Genomic DNA, 22,589 nt, shown 5'->3' with positions numbered 1-22,589 from the left:
ACAAGAAATATATACGATTCATTAAACACTGACTTTATGTTTTTATATTTAAAATTGGTAAGTTAGCGTGCAATTGAACACTTAGGAAATGTGTTTTGACAGTTAGGCAAAAAATATGCGTAACTGTTTGGAGGAAATAGTGATTTTCAACAGTTAAGCACACAAATTTAACAGTTAGGCAACTTTACAATATTTTAATTGAAATTTGGTAGACTACTTTTAAACTCGCCGAAGTGGGGAGCTACTTTTACTTTTGAAGGGATTGGTTTAATGAAAGAAACAAAACAACATCACACATTTTCAATTCGTAAGTCGGCGTTTGGCGCGGCTTCAGTAATGGTCGCATCATTTGTATTTGTCATCGGAGGGGGCGCGGCAGAAGCACATGAAACGACATCACAAGTAGCACCAACAATAGAAGGCACACAAACAACACAACCAGCATCATCCATGCATAAGACTCAAACGGCATCTTTACATACAGCTTCATCTGAACATATTGATGCCTCTAAGGTAGAAACGCCAATGACTACAAAAGCAGTTTCACCTTCAACAACAGAAGCAAAAGGTCAACCTGCGACGGATGTGACATCAACGCAACAACCTCAAACAGTGGTTCAACCTTCACGTCATGCACATGAGACACCGGTAGTTGATAAAGCACAGCAACATCCGCAATCAGCGATACAGGCGACGACGTCAGTACCACAGTCATCAACTACTCAAAAGTCAGATGAACCACATAAATCAGTAGAAACGGAAGCTCAATCTGTTGAACGTCCTACGTCTAACGTAGAACACCATGAAACTAAATCTGCTTCTAAAGTGACAACACCACCATCAATAGATCGTGAATTTAGCCATAAAATCATCAATGACCCGCATGCAGCTACAACAACGCAAGACAAAAAGGATGAAAAAAGCGCTGCGACTGAAGATTCAGTGTCAACCCAAAATGACAAAACAATGACGGCGCAACCGACACAAGTAGAAGCACCAAAAGTGAAATCGGCAACAACGCAAAATAACGTCACACAACAAGCTGGCGACAAAAAGCCAACGGTCAAAGCAGCACCAGAGGCTGTTCAAAACCCAGAAAAACCTAAGAATAAAGATCCATTTGTATTTGTTCATGGCTTTACTGGATTTGTAGGAGAAGTTGCAGCTAAAGGTGAAAATTATTGGGGTGGTACAAAAGCGAACTTACAAAATCATTTGCGTAAAGCAGGGTATGAAACATATGAAGCGAGTGTCAGTGCGCTTGCGAGCAATCATGAACGTGCGGTAGAACTTTATTATTATTTAAAAGGTGGACGTGTAGATTACGGGGCGGCACATTCTGCGAAATTTGGCCATGATCGCTATGGTAAAACGTATCAAGGTGTTTTAAAGGACTGGAAACCAGGAAATCCTGTACATTTTATCGGACATAGTATGGGAGGCCAAACGATTCGTTTATTAGAACATTATTTGCGTTTTGGTGATGCTGCTGAAATCGCGTATCAAAAACAACATGGTGGTGTCATCAGCGATTTATTTAAAGGTGGTCACGATGGTATGGTCACGTCAATTACAACAATTGCAACGCCACATAATGGGACACATGCCTCTGATGATATTGGTAACACGCCTACGATTCGTAATATTTTATATTCTTTTGCGCAAATGTCGAGTCATTTAGGAACGATTGACTTTGGTATGGACCACTGGGGGTTTAAGCGTAAAGATGGTGAATCATTAACCGATTATAATAAGCGTATTGCAGAAAGTAAAATTTGGGATTCTGAAGATACAGGGCTTTATGATTTAACACGAGAAGGGGCAGAAAAAATCAATCAAAAAACAGAGCTGAACCCAAATGTTTACTATAAAACATACACAGGTGTTGCAACGCATGAGACACAATTGGGCAAACATATCGCAGATTTAGGAATGGAATTTACAAAAATACTAACAGGTAATTATATTGGAAGTGTCGCTGACGTATTATGGCGTCCAAATGATGGATTAGTATCTGAGATTTCTTCACAACATCCATCTGACGAAGACAATATTAACGTAGATGAAAAATCAGACCTTCATAAAGGGACGTGGCAAGTGATGCCGACCATGAAAGGTTGGGATCATAGCGACTTTATCGGAAATGATGCCTTAGATACGAAACACACTGCATTAGAATTAACCAATTTCTATGATTCGATTACAGATTATTTAATGCGTATTGAAAAGGCCGAAAGAGTCTAGAAATGATAATGAATGACGAATTTAAAGTAACACATGCGAAAACCTTCAAAATGATAAAATTTGAAGGTTTTCGTATAAGTATGAGGTTATTATGTTTAATCAATCCATTGAACGACATCATTGAATGTACGTCGTGTTTTTTTACGAGTGGGGTCGTCAAGACGACAACCAAAAGCGACCATGACAGACGGATAATAATCATCTGTATGGATATATCCTTTATCCCTTAAAAGTTGAGCGACCTCTTCATATAAAAATCCTTCCATAGGACAAGAATCTATACCTAACATTGCGGCAGTGGTCATCATATTACCGAGTGGGATATAAGTTTGTTTACCAGCCCAATCCAGTAAAGTACGCTCATTTTGATATAAATCATTACTTTCATTTTGGAATTTAGAAGTGGCGTCTAATTTTTGTTGTGCCATTTCTGGTGACATTTGATGAATGACTTCTAACATGTGACGGACATAATCATTTTGTGGTCGAACATTTTTACGTGCTAAAATAAGAATAAAGTGACTCGCAGTATCCAATTGTTTTTGTGCGCCCCAGCAATAAGGTTTAAGGGCTTCACGCAAATCTTTATTTTGTATAACTAGAAATTTCCAAGGCTCTAATCCTAGGGAACTCGGGGATAAGCGGCCCGTTTCTAAAATGGTATGCATGTCGTCTTCACTTATTTTTTTAACAGGATCAAATTGCCGTATGGCATGACGAAAATGATAGGCATCGAGCACACGTTGTTGTACATCTTTCATTTAATATTCGCTCCTTTTAAGTAATCATACTTAAAGTATAGAAAAGATATACTTTAATTTAAAATGAAGTGTTTCATAAACATAACGGTATAAGTGATTGTCATACTATACGGGTAACTTAAATACAAAAGGGATAAGAAGGGATGATACAAATGAAAATGGATTTATGGCGCACATCTTTACCACTTAATGACATCACAGCCATCACACCAGTTTCAGGTGGAGATGTCAATGACGCATATAAATTAGAAACGTTAGAAGAAACGTATTTTCTTTTGATTCAACCAAACCGTTCTGAACAATTTTATGCAGCAGAAATTGCAGGACTCGAAGCATTTGAAAAAGCGGGTATTACTGCGCCTCGTGTTATCGCAAAAGGGGAAGTTGATGGTGACGCTTATTTAATATTAACCTATCTCGAAGAAGGGACGTCTGGACGTCAAGAAGATTTAGGCCGTCTCGTTGCCAAATTACATCGTACTGAAAGTGAAAATGGACGGTTCGGCTTTCATCTCCCGTGTGAAGGAGGCGACCATCGCTTCGATAATACATGGACTGATAATTGGGCGACGCTCTTCTTAGAACAACGCATCATGCCATTAAAACACATGATCGTCTCTCAAAATTTAATGACTCAGGAAGATTTGGCATTGTTTGAAAAAGTGTATGACATCATGTCGCAGACGTTAAGCCATCATACGAGTTGACCATCCTTGTTACACGGAGATTTATGGGCTGGCAACTATATGTTTTTAACAGATGGGACACCTGCATTGTTTGACCCATCACCATTATATGGGGATCGAGAATTTGACCTCGGAGCAACAAAAGTATTTGGCGGTTTTTCAGAAGCGTTTTATGCCGCTTATCATGAGGCCTATCCTTTAAGTGAAGGGGCGAGTTCACGCATTCAATTTTACGAATTGTATTTATTGTTAGTACATCTTGTGAAATTTGGGACAATGTATGCAGGTAGTGTACGTAAAGTCATGAAACAAATTGTTGCAAAAACATCAATATAAAACGGAGTGAGGCATCATGAATAACAAGAGACATCTAATGAATGTATTAAATGGTTTATGTTTCATATTATGGTTGATTGCACTGAGTTACTTAGGTCTCATGTATCACAAAATGCCTGATCAGGTTGGAACGCATTTTACGCTTTTAGGTCATACAGATGCTTTCGGGAATAAGGCGAATTTATGGCTGTTACCTGTGGTGTTTGTGTTGATTTGGAAGATAGGGGTGCTTTTAATCTATGCGCTACCTACTTTGCGCAATATACTATCAAATGATAAACAGCCGGTCGTCACACATCAATTCATTATTACCGGACTCTTTAGTATCATACATGTCACTGTTTGGATGCTGTATATGAATCAATTACATCATCTATTACACGGCGAACACAATATCACTGCAATTTTTACATTGTTACCGATTGTTTCAATATGTATTTATAGCATCATTCTCATTAGTTATGGATTTAAAAAACAACGAAAAAAGCGTCACAGGAACTGAATGTTTCTGTGACGTTTTTAATGAGGAAATTTATACCATAAAAATGCTCAATAGAACACAGACAATCATATGAATGATTACAGCAACCCACGCCCATTTTTTGATAGATGACACGTTGAATACAGCAATACCCAAAATAACCATGACGAGACAATATTTTGAATGCTTATCGCCTCTAAAATTGGATTTCCTGGTGAAAGGATATTTAATGACCCGATATTAATATCAGGTAGTTGCAATCCGAATCCCCATTGTAGGCTTAAAATCACAATCTGAGCGGCACAAGCGGATCGCATCATTCATATTTTAAATGGGTGTATTCAAAAAGAAGAGGTAAGGTTGCGAATACGAATCCTTTTACTGCTACTGATATAGATATGGCACGTCAAGTTAAAGGGGTTAAAGACGTCAAAATTAAAACAAATGATGAGAACGGTTTAACAAGTAAAGCAAGTAGCACGAATAAAAAAACAGACATCGCGATTAAGCCAGTCTCTTCCGCGAAAGACGTTGAAGAAGGTCAAGCATTTACAAAAGATGATAATGACATGACAGAGCGTGTGGCGACGATTAGTTCAGATGTTGTTGACACTTTATTCAAAGGCGATGCAATTGGAAAAACGATTTATATCGATGGAATGGGATTTACAGTTAAGGGCATTCATGATGAGTTTATGACCCCAAATCTCGTACAAGTTCCGACAAAAACAGTAAAACGATACTTACCTACGTTGACATCATCACTGCCGCAATTAGAAGTGACATTTCAAGAATCTATGAGTAAAAAAGAAGTTGGTAATGCCGTTGCAGATAAATTAAACAAAAATGGATCGGCAGTTGGAGATGGAACATATCAATATACAGATTTAGAAGCGTTAATGAAAAATATCAATAACGTGTTCGATGCCATTACCTATTTTGTGGCAGCAGTTGCAGGCATTTCATTATTTATAGCAGGTATTGGTGTGATGAATGTAATGTATATTTCAGTCGCAGAACGAACAGAAGAAATCGCGATTCGTCGTGCCTTTGGAGCAAAGGGGAGAGATATTGAATTGCAATTTCTCACAGAAAGTATTATTCTATGCTTGATTGGTGGCGTGATTGGTTTGGTTATCGGTATGAGTATTGCGTCTATCGTGGATGCATTAACGCCAGACTATATACGCAGTTCAGTCACTTTGGGTTCTGTTTTACTCGCTGTTGGTGTATCTTCATTCATTGGGATTGTTTTTGGATGGATTCCAGCACGTGTAGCTTCTAAGAAAGAACTTATCGATATTATCAAATAGTGTTAAAATGAGTGTTTTGTTGAAAGGTTAAAAAGAGGGAAAATGTAGAGTGAAAAATAGAAGTAGAGCTTTATTAAAGAAAGTAATGTTAGGTTTAGTAGCTTTAGTCATTTTGATAGGTAGTGCCAGTATTTATCGTTATTTCAAACGCCAACATGAACAACACCTTACAGAATTTATAACCCAGCAACATGCGAAAGATGGCATCAAATCGGATAAAATTCCGCGATTAAAAACAATGGTTGATCAAGATAACAGCACGTATGCTACGATTGATCAATATTTAAATAAGACTGATTTTAATGGGGGTATTGCCATTTTTGACAATGGCGAGTTGAAAATGAATAAAGGGTATGGGTTCCAAGATATCGAAGCCGGTAAAAAGAATGGGCCTAATACACTTTATCTCATTGGGTCAGCGCAAAAGTTTTTTACAGGGATGATGGTTAAAAAACTAGAATTAGATGGTAAAATCCATCTTAATGATCTCGTAGATGACTATTTGCCTGATTTTGAAACCAATCCAAAAATCACATTAAAAGATTTGATGTTACATCGTAGTGGTTTATATCGATATGAAGGCTCTCATGATATCTTGGATTTAGACGATGCTGTACAAGCCATTCATGATAAAGGGATTAATCCTAAAACGTATCATAAACATTTTTATAACGATGCGAATTATCTTGTGCTTGCGAAAGTGGTAGAAGAAGTCACGCAAAAAAGTTATACAGAAAACTATTATAAAGCATTTGCCAAGCCGTTCAATCTTAATCATAGTGCGTTTTATAATGATGTCCGATATCAAAAAGATATGGCCAAAGGATACAAATTAAGTGATCATATCCCCGTGTTTAAACAACCCGTGTTTTTAGATCAGTATTATGGTGCGGGCAATTTATATATGTCGCCTTACGATATGGGCAAGATGATTCGAAAATTGCAAACGAACCAAGTTTTTTCATCACAAGAAACAGAGTCGTATTTGCATGAAATTAAGTCTTCACGTTACCCAGAAAATTACCGTTATGGTTTTTATGTATTTCCAGACTTTAACCGCATTAATGGTGTGTTTTTTGGACAAACATTTACAGCTTACTTTAACGGTCGTTTTACAGTCGTTCTAGCCACAAATTATGAAAATCATAAACCGAATTTGAACGAAAATAAAATTAAACACATCTTTTTTGATATATTACAACAACCAAAAAGAAAAAATAAAATCTTATAAATAGCCTTATACTACCCGCAAAGTCGATGTCTATGTGGGTAGTTTTTTATGTTGTTTTTCAATAGAGAAAAGATACATTGTAACTATCAATAAAATCATCATTGTGTGATTAACGTCATATTATTGCATAGAATGATGCGTTTTATATACTGCGTCATCGTGGTATATAATAGGGATAATATATTGAACAGGAGGCTTTGATCATGAAAACTTTTTATAAAGCATGTGCTTATGTGGCCGGTATGATTGGGGTAATGGTCATGTGGGGCGTCGCGATTTTAACACTCCAACAATATCGTATTGACGCGGATATGAATAAAGATGTCAAAACATCATAACAACTTAGAAAATATGAGGTGATTGAATGAAAGTCCTACTCATCGAAGACAATCGCATGATTGGGGATTTACTTCAAAATATGTTGAAACTTCGTCAGTACACTGTAGATTGGTTAACGACTGGCGAAGAGGTAGCATTATATATGGATCAAATTCATTACGACATCATTCTCGTGGACTGGATGTTACCGGATACGAGTGGTGTGGATATTATCCAGCGCATACGTGATGGGGGCAATCCAGTCCCTATTATTATGTTAACAGCGAAATCGCAAACTACAGATAAAGTTGAAGGACTTACTGCAGGAGCAGATGATTATGTGACGAAACCGTTTGAGTTTGAAGAATTAGAAGCACGTATGCTTGCGGTAATGAAACGGTACCATGCGATAGACCATCACGTGAAAACAATAGGGAACGTGACGTTTGATTATCAAAAACATCATTTTATGAAAGATGGGCATATCTTAGAGTTTACCCAAAAAGAGTATCAATTATTAGAACTTTTATTTTTAAATGCGGTTGTTTCAAGGGGCTTAATTATTGAAAAAGTATGGTATTTAGATCAAATCGTAACTGACAATAATATTGATGCACTCGTTCGACAACTTAGAAAAAAATTAACGCAACTACATACATCACTTCAAATTAAAAGTATTCGCGGCGTGGGTTATAAATTGGAAGTGATAGCATGACAAACTATCGATTTTGGCCAGCTTTTCTAAAATATGCAGGAATGTTATTTGCCTTATTAAGTGTCTTGTTCATCATTATCGTTATCTTGTTTAGCTATAAATTGAATCAAGAAATTAATGAGACGGCTCAACGTCAGACATCAAGTGTTCAAACAACACTCGCACAACATCAAAAGGTCAATCCAACACATGATTATTTTGTTGTGAAACATGGAAAAATCATTGAGGCATCCACCCCATTTTCAACACGAGAACTTGAAACACGTTTTCTTCAGAATTCAACGACTACACCATATATTGATGAAAGTCGGTACGGCGTATTTGATGTGAGAACCGTCTCGCTCTCGAATGAAAGGACATTATATAGTTTAACGAATGTTCATGATTTCCATGAAACTAAAGGATTTTTAATTTCAGTATTAATTGGATGCTTTTTGCTAGGATTTATTTTAATGATGGGATTAGCGTATTATCTTGCGCAGCGTCCGATTAAAGTTTATGAACAATTGATGCACGATCAACGCCTGTTCATTCAAAATGCATCACATGAAATGAAAACACCCATCGCATCGTTGTTACTTGGAACACAGTATATCGTCATGCTTGAACATGAACATTTAAGTACGACGAGTAAGCAAACGTTAGCGCAAATGAAAACTGAAGTGACCTATATGCAACAACTCATAGACTCGATGTTAGAACCTGATATGACCATTAAAGATTTAGATGAGATTCACATTGCCACAGTGTTAGATGAAGCGGTTCAATCTGTTGAGATGGCATATCATATACCGATTAAACGTTTATATGCACGTCATTTGAAATATCCTATTTTGCCTTTACATTTAAAGCAAATTGTGAATATTTTGTTGGAAAATGCGGTGAAGCATAATGAATCTGATGTAAAGGTAGCTATAAGTGCATCGAAAACAATCAATGGTATTGAATTACGTGTGAGTGATGATGGTGTGGGCATTGCAAAAGAAGAACAGCAGCATATTTTTAAAAGATTTTACAGAGGTAACCAAAACCAAAAGGGGTCTGGTATTGGTTTAGCATTGTTGCAAGCACGTGTACATCAATATGGGGGTGTTGTAACGGTAATGTCAAAAAAAGGAAAAGGCACAACATTTTTAATAAAACTTTAAAAATTTCAGGTTCATTTCAGTTTTCCTCTATATAGTAAGCTTATAAAGAAAACAAGGGGTTGATTGATATGCCATTACATCCATTATTTGTACATTTTCCAATCGCATTATTATCATTTGCGACTTTAATTGCATTATTAAACGTGATTTTAAAGAAAAAAGATTTATCTTTCTCACTCGCACTCACTCTTATATTTGGTATGTTGTCTGGTGCCATCAGTTATTTACTTGGCGATAGTGGGGAAGAATATGCGATGCAACATTTTAACCCGCAACATGTCGAAAGTTTAGTACATTTACATGAAACGTTTGCCATGCTCGCTTTAATTGCTTATGGCTTTGCAACAGTCATCCAATTAGGCGGAATGTGGTTTAAAACATATGCAACTTATTCTAAATGGGGTGTACTTATCTTTACGGTCATCGGATTTGGACTATTAATTGTAGCTGGGCACTTAGGTGCAAGTATTACTTACGGGAACTAGGGAGGATTAAGGAATGCAAAGAAATTATTATTTCCACCATGTCGAACACCGAAAACTTCAAAAAAGTTCTAAAAAAACTTTATGGGCGTCATTAATCATTACATTATTTTTTACAATTGTAGAGTTTGCTGGAGGGATACTTTCTAACTCACTGGCATTACTTTCTGATTCATTTCACATGTTAAGTGATGTGATAGCACTTGGTTTGTCAATGGTGGCAATCTACTTTGCAAGCCGTAAACCAACTGCAAAATATACTTTTGGATATTTAAGATTTGAAATTATCGCTGCCTTTTTAAATGGTTTGGCATTAGCAATCATTTCAATTTGGATTTTTTATGAAGCAATCATGCGCATCATCTACCCAAAACCTGTTGAGAGTGGTTTAATGCTTGTTATTGCTACGATTGGTTTAATCGTGAACATCGTTTTAACGATCATTTTAATGCGCTCACTTAAAAGTGAAAACAATATTAATATCCAAAGTGCGTTATGGCACTTTATAGGAGACTTATTGAACTCCGTGGGTGTTATTTTAGCTGTGGTACTCATTTATTTTACAGGTATTCAAATGATTGACCCGATTTTAAGTATGGTCATTGCTGTAGTCATTTTACGTGGGGGCTACAAAATTATGCGTAATGCTGTATCGATTTTAATGGAATCAGTACCTGAGCATTTGGATACTGATGAAATTATGGATGATATGAAACGTGTGGATCAAGTCCTTGATGTACACGAATTCCATTTATGGTCCATTACAACTGAGCACTACTCATTAAGTGCACATGTTGTACTAGATAGTAAAAGTGGTCATGACGCATATGAAACGATAAATAAATTAGAACGATTGCTAAAAGAAAAGTACGGTTTATCCCATACAACACTTCAAATTGAACATTTAGAAATGAATCATTTAGATGAAGCTTACTTTGAAGAGATAAAATAAACCTTTTAAATAAATAAGTCAGTATTTTTGGCGTAATGAAATAGCCTTCGAATTCATGACCAGATGAATTTGAAGGCTATTCATATACGATTTTATGAGAAATGCCCATTGCGTCGTTACGAGGCGCAATAGAAGTTGCTGATAAATTGATATTAGAGATGTAACGCGAAATATTAAAGTTGATGCGTGGTAGGTTGGTTTTGCCCAGCTAACAGCAATATCCAAGTAACGATGATGAACGGTAGCGTTAAAATTGGAATGCCAAAGGGTTCTAATAGTGTAGCGATAGCGCCATAAATCATTGGTGTCAATACAATAATAAGCACGAGCATGAGATAACGATGATAACGTGTTAAGTTCCTAAATGTGACTGCCACAGCAATCACGGTCAATATTAAATTGTATCCCAAAAGCCCGTGGTTGAATGCCATCGCATCAGTGCCTAAAACATATACAAATAACATTGAAAGCACGTTGGCGATGATGACGAAAAAACCGGCCCATCCTGATGCAACAAAGAAAGCGATGATAATTAAGATGCCTGATACAACATTTTCAACGAGAAATATTTGACTCATACTATTAAAAAAAGCGACCACAGGGTGCAGAGGTTGTGTGACATCAATTGTTGCGGTGTGTTTCAAAGGTAAAACTTTGACAGTACTTTTTAAAAATGCAAATTGTTGATTCATGAGCAATACCATCCATGTCACCAACACAAATGGTGTTGTGAGTTCTGGAAGTTGATAACGCCGAAACACGGTCTGCATCGATTTAGCAAGTGGCATTGCGATAATCGTTGCAATCAAACACACCATGACAGTTTGCCATGTCATCACCATAAAAATAGTCAGTGCAATGGCAACAAGTACACTATTAAATCCTGCTAATCCTGCGTGAATTTCCTCTCTTGTATACCCAAACCATGGTGCGGTCACCAAACTGATGGCACTTCCTATCATAGCGGCCAAACCGACTTTCCAATCTCCTATCCACAGCGCAATCAGAATAAGTAATCCTGTCCAGACATTCTCAAGTAAAACGACTTGTGAAATATTCTTCAAAAAACTTTGTAGTGGTAAAGGCATGTTCAATCCCTCTTTCCAATAATTTCTCAAACATTAATCAAAAATCCGAATGGAAATAAGTTATATTAATATAGTTTGTTCGTAAGTGAAACCTTTTATGTGGGATAGATATAGTTATAAATTACTTTTCAATAATAACATAATTATTTGAAGGTGGTCATTTAAAGGATTATAATTTGTTTGTAAGTTTTATTTTTGCGAAAAGGGAGTGAGTGATGAGATGAATTTTACACAACGAGAACAAGATAAACTCATGCTTGTTGTTGCAGCTGATTTGGCACGACGCCGTAAAGCGCGTGGATTAAAGTTAAATCATCCTGAGGCAGTTGCATTAATCAGCTATGAGATTTTAGAAGGTGCACGTGATGGTAAATCTGTTGCAGAACTGATGAGTTATGGACGTGAAATTTTAAATAAAGATGATGTCATGGATGGCGTTGAATCAATGGTGACAGATATTGAAATAGAAGCCACGTTTCCAGATGGAACAAAACTTGTTACTATCCATCATCCGATTGTTTAGGAGGATTAAGATGAAACCAGGGGAAATCATAGTACAATCAAGTGAAATTATGATAAATGAAGGACGTTCAAACACGAAATTAACAGTAAAAAATAGTGGCGACCGCCCGGTTCAAGTGGGGTCACACTATCATTTTTACGAGGCCAATCCGGCATTAACGTTTAATCGCGAGGAAGCTTACGGGAAACATTTGGATATACCTGCTGGTGCTGCAGTACGCTTTGAGCCAGGAGATGAAAAAGAAATTCGTTTAGTGCGATATGCTGGAGAACAAAAAATATATGGCTTTCATGGTGAAGTTGATGGGCCACTCGATCAATCCCGCATCACAGCTCCAAATATGGAAGAGGGAAGTGACGTCAAATGAGTTTTAAAATGACTGAATCACAATATACAAGTTTGTACGGGCCAACAGTTGGAGACGCAATTCGTTTAGGAGATACCAATCTTTTTGCGAAAGTTGAGAAAGATTATGCTCAATATGGTGATGAAGTCGCGTTTGGTGGCGGAAAATCAATTCGTGATGGTATGGGACAAAACCCAAATGCAACACGTGACAATAAAAAAGTAGCAGACTTAGTCATTACGAATGCAGTGATTATCGATCATGATAAAGTGATCAAAGCTGATATCGGTGTGAAAAATGGATATATCATGAAAATAGGTAAAGCAGGAAACCCTGATATTATGGATAATGTGGACATTATCATTGGTGCTTCTACTGAAATCATTGCAGCGGAAGGAAGCATTATCACTGCTGGTGGCATTGATACCCACGTGCATTTTATTAACCCAGAACAATCCGAAATCGCATTAGAAAGCGGGATTACGACGCAAATTGGTGGCGGTACAGGTGCGACGGAAGGGACTAAAGCTACTACAGTAACACCAGGTTCTTGGCATGTACATCGTATGCTTCAAGCTGCAGAAGCGTTACCTGTTAACGTCGGTTTTACAGGTAAAGGTCAAGCGGTCAATCATACTGCATTAGTCGAACAAATCCATGCAGGTGTCATTGGTCTAAAAGTACATGAAGACTGGGGGGCAACACCGTCAGCATTACGTCATGCGTTAGAAGTGGCGGATGAGTATGATATTCAAATCGCGCTCCACGCAGATACACTTAACGAAGCCGGCTTTATGGAAGATACAATGAAAGCCATTGGTGACAAAGTGCTTCATATGTATCATACAGAAGGGGCCGGTGGCGGTCATGCGCCTGATTTAATTAAAGCAGCGGCATACAAAAATATTTTACCTTCATCAACAAACCCAACACTCCCGTATACACACAACACTGTTGATGAACATTTAGATATGGTTATGATAACGCACCATTTAAATGCATCGATTCCAGAAGATGTGGCATTTGCAGATTCACGAATTCGAAAAGAAACGATTGCAGCTGAAGATGTACTCCAAGATATGGGGGTCTTCAGTATGGTGAGTTCAGATTCCCAAGCAATGGGGCGTGTCGGTGAAGTGATTACGCGAACATGGCAAGTGGCACATCGAATGAAAGCGCAACGTGGTCCATTAGAAGGTGATGGTGAACATAACGACAACAATCGTATTCGCCGTTATATTTCAAAATATACGATTAACCCTGCGATTACACATGGGATTTCAGACTACGTGGGTTCAGTAGATGAAGGCAAATTGGCTGATTTAGTGATGTGGGATCCACGATTTTTTGGTGTAAAACCTACATTAGTAATTAAAGGTGGCTTAATCAATGTTGCTATCAATGGGGATGCCAATGGCTCTATTCCGACATCAGAACCAATCAAATATCGTCCGATGTATGGCCAATATGGTGGCAATATGCAAAGCACTTCTTTGACATTTGTGTCACAAGCTGCATATCAGGATGGCATACGTCGCACATTAGATTTAAAGCGACACGTGCGTCCAGTTAAAAATATCCGCAATCTTTCTAAAAAAGATATGGTGAATAATGATGCATTGCCTCAACTTGATGTGGATCCAGAAACATATGAAGTATTTGTAGATGGTGAGAAGATTACGAGTGAAGCAGCGACAGAATTGCCGTTAACACAACGCTATTTCTTATTCTAAACCTAAATATAAAACATAAAAATGCCTACAATTTTGGTTATTAAAATCAAAAGTGTAGGCATTTTTTATTTTATTAAAAAATAACATCGCTACATTTGGATTTTAAAATAAAATATACTATTGAAAAACTATTTCGCAATTGGTAAATTAAAAAGTGTAAAAAATGAATAGGGGTGTTTGATACATATGAAAAAAGGAATCGTTTTGATTATGATGTCATAGCTACTCGTTGCTTGTGGGAATGGCGAAGACAAGGGAAAAGAAAAAGCTGAAAAACCAACTAAGGAAAATACAACTGAAACGTTAAAATTATCAGATGCAGAGCAATATAAACCAGAGGGTGAATTTAAAGGTAAACATTATGAAACTAAGAAGTTTAAGGTTGATTTTCAAAAGATGTCTCGAGTAGAAATGACAGGTTTTGATAACAAAAAATTCCAAGCCATTGTGATAGGTTATGAAGTGACAAACAAATCAGATGAAAAAATTTCAGCAATCGACGCTTGGATAAAAGGTTTTAACATTTATCAAGAAGTAGATGGTAAGGCTAAAGAATTAGAAGTAACGCCGTTATTGGATGACTCACATAAAAGTGAGTATGATATGCTTTCAGATAAAAAAATAAAAAAAGGTGGCAAATATAAAGCGATGATTCTATTTAAGTTAGAAAATACATCGGACCCAATCATTATTGAGGGGACTAATGAGAATCATGAGTCACTAGGTAAACAAAAATTTAAATTAGAAGCATTTAACGATGGTAAGTTTTAGGGGGATGAAGCATATGAAAAAAATATTAAGTGCACTATGTGTATCAACGCTTTTGCTGAGTGGCTGTGGTCTTATTGGAAACGATAAAGATGACAAAAAAGCATCTGAGGAAAACATTGGGGATGGTTATTTTAAAGGTGACACATTAAGAACTAAAGATGCTGAAATTAAAATAAAAGGTTCAAAACTTGTAGAGAATTTTAGACAAGATGATAAAAGAGGACCTTATATCGTTTTTGAATATGAATATACGAATAAAAGTAAAAAAAATATGACCGCTGAAAAGTCATGGGATGATCATTTTGAACTTATTAAAGATACTAAAAATATCGAAGAAAAAATTTCAAAAAGTTATATTTATATTAAAGATAATACGAAGTATCATGACTTAAATGAGAATAGCAATGTATTAGTTAAACAGAATGACAATGTCACAGCAATAGTTGCTTATTCAATAAAAAAAGAACCTTCTAAATTAATACTCAAAGGCCATACTACAGATGACGAAATTGAATCAAAAGCATTAGGTGAAAAAGTCATTAAGGTTGAAAAATAATACATGTATTTATTGACTAAAAGCTATCAAAGCGTATTTAGAACGTTTTGATAGCTTTTATATATTACTTTTAAATTAAAAGATGTATTTGGCACTTGCACAGAGTTTTAATTAAAATGTCTTTCATAAAAGCGAAATAGAAGATATAGCAAAACCTATGTTTTTGAAAGGTAAATTAGAAATAAAAGAATGTCTTGTATAGTTAATTTAGACATGATACATTTAAAAATATGTTTAAACTACGTAATGATTCCGATTTATACAGAGAAGAATAGAGGTGCACAAATGATTTTATCTGACAACGATATTAAAGGATACATACAATCGGGAGCACTTAAAGTGTCGCCATATGAGGCATCACATGTTGAGCCTGCTTCTATTGATTTAACGTTAGCAGATCATTTTTTAAGACCATTACAACCAATGAATGGTACACAAAAGTTAAGCGAGCCTATTCGGTATGAAGAAATCCATCAAAAGAGTGTAGTGGTTCCAGCACATGGATTTATTTTGGCGACGACCCAAGAATATATTAAACTACCTGAAAACTTAACTGGCTTTGTTGAAGGTAGAAGTTCGATTGGACGTGCAGGATTATTTATTCAAAACGCAGGGTGGGTTGATCCTGGTTTTGAAGGTGCAATCACATTAGAACTGTATAATGCGAATGACTTTCCTTTAGAAATTGAACAGAATCAACGTATTTGTCAAATTGTTTTAGCAGAAACAAAAACCGCACCCGATGCGATTTATTCAGGAAAATATCAAGGTCAAGCCACGACTACAGGAAGCCGCGTATTTAGAGACTGGATGAAGGATGGTGGCTATTAATGGAAATCGTAATTATGACAGGGTTTTTAGGTGGTGGTAAGACATCAACTTTAAACTTTCTTATCCAAGATGCGATTGATCACAATTTGAAGCCTGCTGTCATCATGAATGATTTTGGAGAACGTAATGTAGACCAATATTTTATAAGTGAACCAATACATATTAAAACAATGACGAATGGTTGTATTTGTTGCACGTTTAAAAAAGATGTTGCATCACAACTTCATTCCATTTATTTAGAGCATCAACCTGACATTATTTTTATTGAATGTAGTGGACTTGCACATCCATTAGAAGTGTATGATGCATGTTTGACGCCGGTGTTGACACCTATAGTAGAGCGTGTACGCATGTTAGGTGTTATCGATGCGTCTGTATATGATCAAAAAGATGACTATCCAGAAGATATTCGTAATTTGATTAAAGAACAAACGCAATTTTGTAGTCATTTAATTTTAAATAAAATAGATCTTATCGATACAACGCGTTTACTTTATATCGTTAATAAACTTGAAGCAGATTATCCGGGCATTCCTTACGTTCTGACACAATTTGGAGAAGTGACGTTAAATGAAATGCCTGAACAAGCGGTGATTGAACAGCAATCACGTCCAACAACACATGGTGCACTGACGCAATGCTTCCACGAATTTAATAAACCTATTAAACAATCCGCACTTATAGAAGGCTTGAAACAGTTAGAAGGACACATTTATCGTGTGAAAGGGTTTGTTGAGGTTGAAGGCATTGACCAACCGTGTATTATGCAATATGTTCCAGGACACCTCGAACTTAAACCGTGTCAAATGGATATGCCATCCTATTTAGTTGTCATCGGTCATCAACTTTGTCCGAAAAAAGTAATGCATACATTTGATGATGTCGAAATGGCATCTTAAGATATGAAAAAGAGGGGTTATTGACCGACTATTGTAGCCTGTTAAAATGGCGCTAAGATAGGTACAACATACCCAAATGTATATAGCCATCAACATTCATTGATTCGTGAATGTTGATGTTTTTTTAAATTAAATAGTAAAGAGTGTAATTATAGATGATATGAACTATATGTCACAATATGTACAAAGGGATACGTTGAGTAAGCGTTTTCAAAGTGTTAAAATGAAGGTGTAAAGATAAGAGCCATATTATAAAAAAGGGGTGACATTTTATGTATGAAAATGTACTAGTTCCTTATGATTTTGGGAATAGCTTCAAAAACGTACCGGATCAATTGAAAAAATTAACACATGGCGCTACAACGTATAACATCGTTATTTTTAACGTGATTTCTGAAACAGAATTGGCGAATTATGTGCGATACCAAGGTAAGCACTTTGAGGACGTTGTTGAAGAAAAGAAAGAAGAAATGCGACCATTTCTTAACACTTTAGATGAGCATGATTTGATATATCAAATTAAATTTACTACTGGAAGTCCTACGCACGAAATTGTAAATGAAATTGAAGGGTACGATTATGACATTGTTGTAATGAGTAACAAACGTGCGGAAATGGATATTAAGCATGTGCTTGGTCATGTCACACATAAAATTGCAAAACGGGTAAATGTGCCTGTACTTATAGTGAAATAATAGCATGTTTTTAGCCTTCGAATATTGACCTCATGTCATGGGGGCAATATGATGCGCATAGGATAATGAAACATCGCGGTTAAAATTGATATCGCCTTCAAAGTTCATCTCATGATGAATTTTGAAGGCTTTTTCGTGTTGAAATAGGGATTACCTTAAAATACTTATTTACGCTTTACATTGTTAAAGTGTTCTCATATAATGAACAAGTGACTTTATAAAACTAATTTTATAAAATATTCAGAAAATTTAATATAATGTTGTTTTTAGGAAGGGAATTTCAAGTGAATAAATTTGTAATTATATCTGGATTGATGCTGTTTTCTTTATTCTTTGGAGCGGGTAATTTAATTTTCCCTCCAATGTTAGGGCATACAGCAGGTATCCACGTTTGGCAAGCAATGTCTGGTTTTGTCATAACTGGGATATTGTTACCGTGTTTAGCAGTTATTATCGTTGCCTATTATAATGAAGGAGTTGAAAGTATCGGCAATCGAATTCATCCCATTTTTGGTACGACATTTGCCTTTGTCGTTTACTTAACGGCAGGTGCTTTTTATGGTATTCCAAGGGCTTCAAACGTTGCATATGAAATAGGTGTTGCCCCGATATTACCTGTGCACAATACGGCCACTCTTGTCGCTTTTGCGATATGTTTTTTCACAATCGTAACACTTTTGGCGATGTTTCCTACACGTATCATGAATGTTTTGGGTAAATATTTGACACCTATATTACTGGTTGTTATCGGATTATTATCTTTATTAGCTATTATCAACGCCGAACAGTCGCCAGTTGCTTCAAAAGGCGCCTTTGTCCAACAACCGACATTAAACGGGGTGCTTGAAGGCTATTTTACGCTAGATGTATTAGGTGCGCTAATATTTTCGGTTGTCGTGGTCAATCAATTTAAAGCCCATGGTGTGACTGGGAAACGTCAATTAACAATACGCGTATTGCAAGCGGTGCTCATTGCAGCAACTTTGCTCGGTGCAGTTTATATGGCACTTGCTTGGATGGGAGCGACGACGCCTTCTTCAGAAACCATCCATAATGGGACGTCTATATTAACATACCAATCAACGCGTGTTTTTGGCATGTATGGACATTATTTGTTTGCACTCATCGTGTTGCTTGCGTGTTTAACGACATGCGTCGGATTAATCAACGCATGTGCATCATTTACAATCAATTATGTCCCTAAGTTAGGCTATAAAAGACTAGTATTGTTATTTGCAACATTTGGCTTGTTTTTTACGACATTTGGTTTAAATACGATTTTAAAAATCGCACAGCCGATCTTGTTATTTATTTATCCCGTTGCGATTGTTCTCGTGCTAGTGTCGCTTGTTAATATGGTCTTTCCGTATCGTTTAAGATGGACTTATATCATTCCTACAATGGTGACATTACTTTTATCCATTGTTCAAGTGGCATTAACATTCAACTGGACAATTCCATGGCTTACAGATTTTTACCAACGTATGCCGTTAGCCGCATCTCAACTTGGATGGCTCATCCCATTTGTGATTTGTACATGTGTGGGGCTAGTCATCGATCATATATATCATAAACATATTGCAACAGTATAATGTGTTTTAATCACTGCTGAGAAATCATGAACCCTCTATTTTATCCTTTCGATAATACAGAGGGTTTTTTACGAGATAAAATAATGCATTTAATTTGTGGAAATAAGGTACAAAGCTATTATATTAAGATAGCAATGATTTAAGCACCACTGCTTGATTGTGTTGCGTGTCTTTTGCGCCATAAAGCAGATGGACATCTTCTTGAGTATCTCGAATAATGGATTTTAAAGTAGCTAAAGCTTCTTGTTGTGCTTTATTGTTTTTCAATTCATTTTCGTATTTTGTTTTAAACGCATCAAATTTGTCTGCGTCATGATTAAACCATTTTCTTAAAGAGGAAGAAGGTCCAATGTCTTTAAGCCAGTAATCGATTTTGGCTTCATCTTTAGACACACCCCTTGGCCAAACACGGTCAACTAATACGCGAACACCTTTTTTAGAAGATGAACTATAAATTCTTTGGACATAAATAGCCACAATCATCCCTCCTTTATCGGTCTTTTTCCCTTAAGCAGTCATGTTTAACGCAATAACTGGAAGATCAGCGTGCCAACATAATTGCCAATCACATAACCGAGTGTACCTACAATAAGAATTGGACCGATTAAGCCATGCCATCCTTTACTAATTGCAAGCGCCGCAGCTGTCGTTGGTCCTCCTGCAGTAGCATTAGAAGCAAGCAACATTTCTTCAATATTAAATTTAAAGAGCCGTCCAATCATTAGTGTGAGTCCTAGATTACATATTAAAATAATGATGACAAAGATAAAGAGGAGCGGCGCAGTTTTAAAAATAACCGCAAAGGATGCGGGTGTCCCAATGACAACGAAAAAATTATAAATCATAAATGTTCCGATTTCATTTGCACCATTAAGCTTGTCAAAGAATCGTTCGAAACGCATCACTAATAACAGCGTTATTGTTGTAATTAGTAAATATGGATCTCCAAAAAATGTTACGAGTGTCTTCATGATCACCCATGATTGAGGTATAAGGTTATTTAACCAATCTGACAACGTAAAACTCAATGCGACAATCGCTACAGATAGGCCAAAAGCAATCGCAATATCGTTTAAGTGAACGGGTTTTGCCTCCCAGTAATCATGATGATGTGCCGGTTGATGTTGCGTGTCATAGGAAGTCTTAAACCATTTTTTTATAAAAGAGAATTGGGGCAATGCGATTAATAAAATGAAGTAGAGTGCCATTACACTATTATCTGCGACAAATGTAGATGAAATGAGATCACTGGGGGGTGTGAGCTTTGCGCTTAATGCTGCAAAGTTAACACCACCTCCTATATAACTACCAGTCATCATTGCAGCGATTTTTTTTAGATGCGGAATGTGTGGATGTAAAAAAGCATATGCAATGATGACACCAATGACTGTTCCGGCACTGGCAATTAAGAAGATGCATAATAAACGTTTACTTTCATTCCAAATTTTCTTTAAGTTAGATTGAAACAATAATAACGGAATAGATAACGGAACAATATAGTCCCAGACTATATCATATGCTGGCGCCTTAGTAGGTATAATATTTAAATTAGAAAGCAACATAGCACCTAAAAGTGCGATAATCGCGCCTGATATGATTTTAGCAATTTTAAATTGTTGTTCTAAAATAATGCTGATTGCCGCCCATCCAATGATAAAAGCAAGTAATAACCACGTTTGATTTTGAGAAATAATTGTTCCGAAAATCATATGATTCCCCCTTAAAAGAAACACTTTTATCTATTTTATATTTTACAAAATGATTTGTCGATAAGGGTAAAATGTGACGTCTTTATGTTTTGGTAATAGAAAAAGCACTGAATAAAATGGAATATGCTAAAATAAATATGTAATTATATAAGTGGAGGTGTGCCATATAATGACAATAGTTATTGGCATATTAATCATTCTCTCTGTAGTTGCTTGGATAAAAGCGGTAATGGTTTCTAAAAAAGAGGGCGAGGCCGCTAAGAAGCAACTGAACACATGGGTGATGATTGGTGCAGTACTTACAGTATTATCACTGAGTTTAATGTTTATTGTCTCACAAAATTCTTAAATACATGTCATAAAATAGGTGATGCATTGGATTATAAAATGTGTATCATCTTTTTCTTATACGTATCTTACAAGGTTTAAAAGTACATTAAATTTTTAAAAGATTGGCCCTTTTAAAGTTAAAATATGATAGGACTTTTGATTTTATACGGGATGGTGACACATGCTACTCATAAATACGATAATTATTTTAATTTTATTCTTGCTTATAGGATTTCTAGTGGGACACGAAGAAGGAAGATTGGTTTTTATTAAAGCCATTGCGATTGGAACCCTTTTAATTTTCTTGAGTTATATTACCATTTTGATAGGTTCATTCGTAGTTTGGTTACCAATGGTGTTATTATTTGATATTACCGATGGTATCTTTCAAATTGGCCTTATAACAATGCTACTTAGTGGTATCATTCAATATATCTTTTTAAGGTTCATGAGTCGTAAAATTGTTATAAGTGACACGTTAATACAAATTTTAGAATACTTCATTCAATGGTTATTAATTTATTTTACGTTGTATCAATTCGTGGCAAATCAATTAAAAGGATTGGCTGATATCGATGTTCAAAATTTATTTGCCAACTTATTGACGGTAGACAGTATCAATATCTTTATTTTACCTTCCTTATTGGTGAGTTGGATTTCAATCTCTATGGTGAGAATGAGTCGAAAACAGCTTAAAGACCACAAATAACATAATGAAAAATCTCAAAACATGGCAATTTTGTTGCGTTTTGAGATTTTTTTGTTTTTTAGTTCAAAAGAATATTGTTTGTGAAATGATTTGATGCTACACTTTAAATGATAATGATTTTCATTGTCGATGTTTGTAAG

At 36.1% G+C, this 22,589-nt stretch carries 23 protein-coding genes and 2 pseudogenes; 21 read left to right on the top strand and 4 right to left on the bottom strand.

Annotated features, from left to right (window positions below; translation table 11 throughout):
- Positions 1–198 precede the first annotated feature (198 nt).
- Positions 199–2,244: a YSIRK-targeted triacylglycerol lipase gene (lip, locus tag G8Y85_RS00940; RefSeq protein WP_165805293.1), complete on the top strand. Its 2,046-nt coding sequence runs from the start codon at positions 199–201 to the stop codon at positions 2,242–2,244.
- Positions 2,245–2,339: 95 nt separating this feature from the next.
- On the opposite strand, the gene G8Y85_RS00935 is transcribed toward lip, so the two are convergent.
- Entirely contained in the window at positions 2,340–3,005 is a 666-nt protein-coding gene (locus tag G8Y85_RS00935) for an NAD(P)H-dependent oxidoreductase (RefSeq protein WP_165805292.1), read from the bottom strand.
- A gap of 158 nt (positions 3,006–3,163) precedes the next feature.
- On the opposite strand from G8Y85_RS00935, the pseudogene G8Y85_RS00930 reads away from it, so the two are divergent.
- The 9 genes and pseudogenes from G8Y85_RS00930 to G8Y85_RS00895 all read left to right on the top strand — a co-directional run bounded on the left by G8Y85_RS00930 (position 3,164) and on the right by G8Y85_RS00895 (position 10,667).
- Positions 3,164–4,027: pseudogene (locus tag G8Y85_RS00930) on the top strand (fructosamine kinase family protein).
- Between the two features lie 16 nt (positions 4,028–4,043).
- Positions 4,044–4,529 carry a DUF1648 domain-containing protein gene (locus tag G8Y85_RS00925; protein WP_165805291.1) on the top strand — a complete coding sequence of 162 codons (486 nt, stop codon included), beginning with the start codon at positions 4,044–4,046 and terminating at the stop codon, positions 4,527–4,529.
- Between the two features lie 314 nt (positions 4,530–4,843).
- Positions 4,844–5,821 (top strand): ABC transporter permease, encoded by a 978-nt coding sequence (locus tag G8Y85_RS00920; RefSeq protein ID WP_342448008.1) that lies wholly within the window; start codon positions 4,844–4,846, stop codon positions 5,819–5,821.
- Positions 5,822–5,906: 85 nt separating this feature from the next.
- The gene (locus G8Y85_RS00915) at positions 5,907–7,052 is read left to right on the top strand and encodes a serine hydrolase domain-containing protein (protein ID WP_165805307.1); all 1,146 of its coding nucleotides are present in this window, start codon (positions 5,907–5,909) and stop codon (positions 7,050–7,052) included.
- A 203-nt stretch (positions 7,053–7,255) separates the two neighbouring features.
- Complete coding sequence (locus G8Y85_RS12425) at positions 7,256–7,390, top strand: hypothetical protein (protein ID WP_256903602.1); 135 nt, start codon at positions 7,256–7,258, stop codon at positions 7,388–7,390.
- A 26-nt stretch (positions 7,391–7,416) separates the two neighbouring features.
- Positions 7,417–8,085 carry a response regulator transcription factor gene (locus G8Y85_RS00910; protein ID WP_103345166.1) on the top strand — a complete coding sequence of 223 codons (669 nt, stop codon included), beginning with the start codon at positions 7,417–7,419 and terminating at the stop codon, positions 8,083–8,085.
- Positions 8,082–9,233, top strand: a complete 1,152-nt coding sequence (locus G8Y85_RS00905; protein WP_165805290.1) for a sensor histidine kinase — start codon at positions 8,082–8,084, stop codon at positions 9,231–9,233. Before G8Y85_RS00910 ends, G8Y85_RS00905 begins: the two co-directional genes overlap by 4 nt.
- Before the next feature lie 68 nt (positions 9,234–9,301).
- Positions 9,302–9,718, top strand: coding sequence for a DUF2231 domain-containing protein (locus G8Y85_RS00900; protein WP_103345164.1), 417 nt, complete (start codon positions 9,302–9,304; stop codon positions 9,716–9,718).
- Between the two features lie 13 nt (positions 9,719–9,731).
- On the top strand, positions 9,732–10,667 hold the full coding sequence (locus tag G8Y85_RS00895) for a cation diffusion facilitator family transporter (RefSeq protein WP_037567325.1): 936 nt from the start codon (positions 9,732–9,734) through the stop codon (positions 10,665–10,667).
- A gap of 173 nt (positions 10,668–10,840) precedes the next feature.
- Here G8Y85_RS00895 and yut read toward each other — a convergent pair whose 3' ends face one another.
- Positions 10,841–11,755 carry an urea transporter gene (gene yut, locus G8Y85_RS00890; RefSeq protein WP_165805289.1) on the bottom strand — a complete coding sequence of 305 codons (915 nt, stop codon included), beginning with the start codon at positions 11,753–11,755 and terminating at the stop codon, positions 10,841–10,843.
- 220 nt (positions 11,756–11,975) lie between these two features.
- Here yut and G8Y85_RS00885 point away from each other — a divergent pair, with 220 nt between their 5' ends.
- The 9 genes and pseudogenes from G8Y85_RS00885 to brnQ all read left to right on the top strand — a co-directional run bounded on the left by G8Y85_RS00885 (position 11,976) and on the right by brnQ (position 19,701).
- Positions 11,976–12,278, top strand: a complete 303-nt coding sequence (locus G8Y85_RS00885) for an urease subunit gamma (RefSeq protein WP_060551826.1) — start codon at positions 11,976–11,978, stop codon at positions 12,276–12,278.
- Between the two features lie 10 nt (positions 12,279–12,288).
- Positions 12,289–12,645, top strand: a complete 357-nt coding sequence (locus tag G8Y85_RS00880) for an urease subunit beta (protein ID WP_060551825.1) — start codon at positions 12,289–12,291, stop codon at positions 12,643–12,645.
- A complete protein-coding gene (gene ureC / locus G8Y85_RS00875) occupies positions 12,642–14,357 on the top strand; it encodes an urease subunit alpha (protein WP_085741096.1) in 1,716 nt (571 codons plus the stop codon). The genes G8Y85_RS00880 and ureC overlap by 4 nt, the downstream gene beginning before the upstream one ends.
- Positions 14,358–14,693: 336 nt before the next feature.
- Positions 14,694–15,128, top strand: a pseudogene (locus G8Y85_RS00870) (DUF5067 domain-containing protein); the annotation flags it as partial.
- A 13-nt stretch (positions 15,129–15,141) separates the two neighbouring features.
- A complete protein-coding gene (locus G8Y85_RS00865) occupies positions 15,142–15,684 on the top strand; it encodes a DUF5067 domain-containing protein (protein WP_060551822.1) in 543 nt (180 codons plus the stop codon).
- A 285-nt stretch (positions 15,685–15,969) separates the two neighbouring features.
- Positions 15,970–16,515, top strand: a complete 546-nt coding sequence (gene dcd / locus G8Y85_RS00860) for a dCTP deaminase (protein ID WP_165805306.1) — start codon at positions 15,970–15,972, stop codon at positions 16,513–16,515.
- The gene (locus G8Y85_RS00855) at positions 16,515–17,414 is read left to right on the top strand and encodes a CobW family GTP-binding protein (protein WP_037567311.1); all 900 of its coding nucleotides are present in this window, start codon (positions 16,515–16,517) and stop codon (positions 17,412–17,414) included. Before dcd ends, G8Y85_RS00855 begins: the two co-directional genes overlap by 1 nt.
- A 272-nt stretch (positions 17,415–17,686) precedes the next feature.
- On the top strand, positions 17,687–18,109 hold the full coding sequence (locus G8Y85_RS00850) for a universal stress protein (RefSeq protein WP_165805288.1): 423 nt from the start codon (positions 17,687–17,689) through the stop codon (positions 18,107–18,109).
- 284 nt (positions 18,110–18,393) lie between these two features.
- Positions 18,394–19,701: a branched-chain amino acid transport system II carrier protein gene (gene brnQ, locus G8Y85_RS00845; RefSeq protein WP_103345159.1), complete on the top strand. Its 1,308-nt coding sequence runs from the start codon at positions 18,394–18,396 to the stop codon at positions 19,699–19,701.
- A gap of 123 nt (positions 19,702–19,824) precedes the next feature.
- Here brnQ and G8Y85_RS00840 read toward each other — a convergent pair whose 3' ends face one another.
- Both G8Y85_RS00840 and G8Y85_RS00835 read right to left on the bottom strand, forming a co-directional pair.
- Entirely contained in the window at positions 19,825–20,178 is a 354-nt protein-coding gene (locus G8Y85_RS00840; protein WP_165805287.1) for a DUF488 family protein, N3 subclade, read from the bottom strand.
- 44 nt (positions 20,179–20,222) lie between these two features.
- On the bottom strand, positions 20,223–21,410 hold the full coding sequence (locus G8Y85_RS00835; RefSeq protein WP_165805286.1) for a DUF819 family protein: 1,188 nt from the start codon (positions 21,408–21,410) through the stop codon (positions 20,223–20,225).
- A 169-nt stretch (positions 21,411–21,579) separates the two neighbouring features.
- On the opposite strand from G8Y85_RS00835, the gene G8Y85_RS00830 reads away from it, so the two are divergent.
- Both G8Y85_RS00830 and G8Y85_RS00825 read left to right on the top strand, forming a co-directional pair.
- The gene (locus G8Y85_RS00830) at positions 21,580–21,759 is read left to right on the top strand and encodes a hypothetical protein (protein ID WP_165805285.1); all 180 of its coding nucleotides are present in this window, start codon (positions 21,580–21,582) and stop codon (positions 21,757–21,759) included.
- A 162-nt stretch (positions 21,760–21,921) separates the two neighbouring features.
- Positions 21,922–22,449, top strand: a complete 528-nt coding sequence (locus tag G8Y85_RS00825) for an SA1002 family membrane protein (RefSeq protein ID WP_039644023.1) — start codon at positions 21,922–21,924, stop codon at positions 22,447–22,449.
- The last annotated feature ends 140 nt before the right edge of the window (positions 22,450–22,589 follow it).

It is taken from the genome of Staphylococcus sp. 11007852 (assembly GCF_011394325.1).
In the GTDB taxonomy this organism is placed as follows: Bacteria; Bacillota; Bacilli; order Staphylococcales; family Staphylococcaceae; genus Staphylococcus; species Staphylococcus agnetis.
The sequence above is the reverse complement of the archived record's forward strand: the minus strand, read 5'-3'. Positions and strand labels throughout refer to the sequence as shown.

What these genes read in the sequence shown, in the direction of transcription:
- G8Y85_RS00900 (WP_103345164.1), top strand. Translation starts at nt 9,302, where the DNA reads ATGCCATTACATCCATTATTTGTACATTTTCCAATCGCATTATTATCA.
- G8Y85_RS00880 (WP_060551825.1), top strand. Translation starts at nt 12,289, where the DNA reads ATGAAACCAGGGGAAATCATAGTACAATCAAGTGAAATTATGATAAAT.
- G8Y85_RS00925 (WP_165805291.1), top strand. Translation starts at nt 4,044, where the DNA reads ATGAATAACAAGAGACATCTAATGAATGTATTAAATGGTTTATGTTTC.
- G8Y85_RS00855 (WP_037567311.1), top strand. Translation starts at nt 16,515, where the DNA reads ATGGAAATCGTAATTATGACAGGGTTTTTAGGTGGTGGTAAGACATCA.
- yut (WP_165805289.1), bottom strand. Translation starts at nt 11,755, where the DNA reads ATGCCTTTACCACTACAAAGTTTTTTGAAGAATATTTCACAAGTCGTT.
- G8Y85_RS00835 (WP_165805286.1), bottom strand. Translation starts at nt 21,410, where the DNA reads ATGATTTTCGGAACAATTATTTCTCAAAATCAAACGTGGTTATTACTT.
- G8Y85_RS00915 (WP_165805307.1), top strand. Translation starts at nt 5,907, where the DNA reads ATGTTAGGTTTAGTAGCTTTAGTCATTTTGATAGGTAGTGCCAGTATT.
- G8Y85_RS00830 (WP_165805285.1), top strand. Translation starts at nt 21,580, where the DNA reads ATGACAATAGTTATTGGCATATTAATCATTCTCTCTGTAGTTGCTTGG.
- ureC (WP_085741096.1), top strand. Translation starts at nt 12,642, where the DNA reads ATGAGTTTTAAAATGACTGAATCACAATATACAAGTTTGTACGGGCCA.
- G8Y85_RS00935 (WP_165805292.1), bottom strand. Translation starts at nt 3,005, where the DNA reads ATGAAAGATGTACAACAACGTGTGCTCGATGCCTATCATTTTCGTCAT.
- G8Y85_RS00865 (WP_060551822.1), top strand. Translation starts at nt 15,142, where the DNA reads ATGAAAAAAATATTAAGTGCACTATGTGTATCAACGCTTTTGCTGAGT.
- G8Y85_RS00895 (WP_037567325.1), top strand. Translation starts at nt 9,732, where the DNA reads ATGCAAAGAAATTATTATTTCCACCATGTCGAACACCGAAAACTTCAA.
- G8Y85_RS00850 (WP_165805288.1), top strand. Translation starts at nt 17,687, where the DNA reads ATGTATGAAAATGTACTAGTTCCTTATGATTTTGGGAATAGCTTCAAA.
- G8Y85_RS00885 (WP_060551826.1), top strand. Translation starts at nt 11,976, where the DNA reads ATGAATTTTACACAACGAGAACAAGATAAACTCATGCTTGTTGTTGCA.
- G8Y85_RS00825 (WP_039644023.1), top strand. Translation starts at nt 21,922, where the DNA reads ATGCTACTCATAAATACGATAATTATTTTAATTTTATTCTTGCTTATA.
- dcd (WP_165805306.1), top strand. Translation starts at nt 15,970, where the DNA reads ATGATTTTATCTGACAACGATATTAAAGGATACATACAATCGGGAGCA.
- G8Y85_RS12425 (WP_256903602.1), top strand. Translation starts at nt 7,256, where the DNA reads ATGAAAACTTTTTATAAAGCATGTGCTTATGTGGCCGGTATGATTGGG.
- G8Y85_RS00910 (WP_103345166.1), top strand. Translation starts at nt 7,417, where the DNA reads ATGAAAGTCCTACTCATCGAAGACAATCGCATGATTGGGGATTTACTT.
- G8Y85_RS00905 (WP_165805290.1), top strand. Translation starts at nt 8,082, where the DNA reads ATGACAAACTATCGATTTTGGCCAGCTTTTCTAAAATATGCAGGAATG.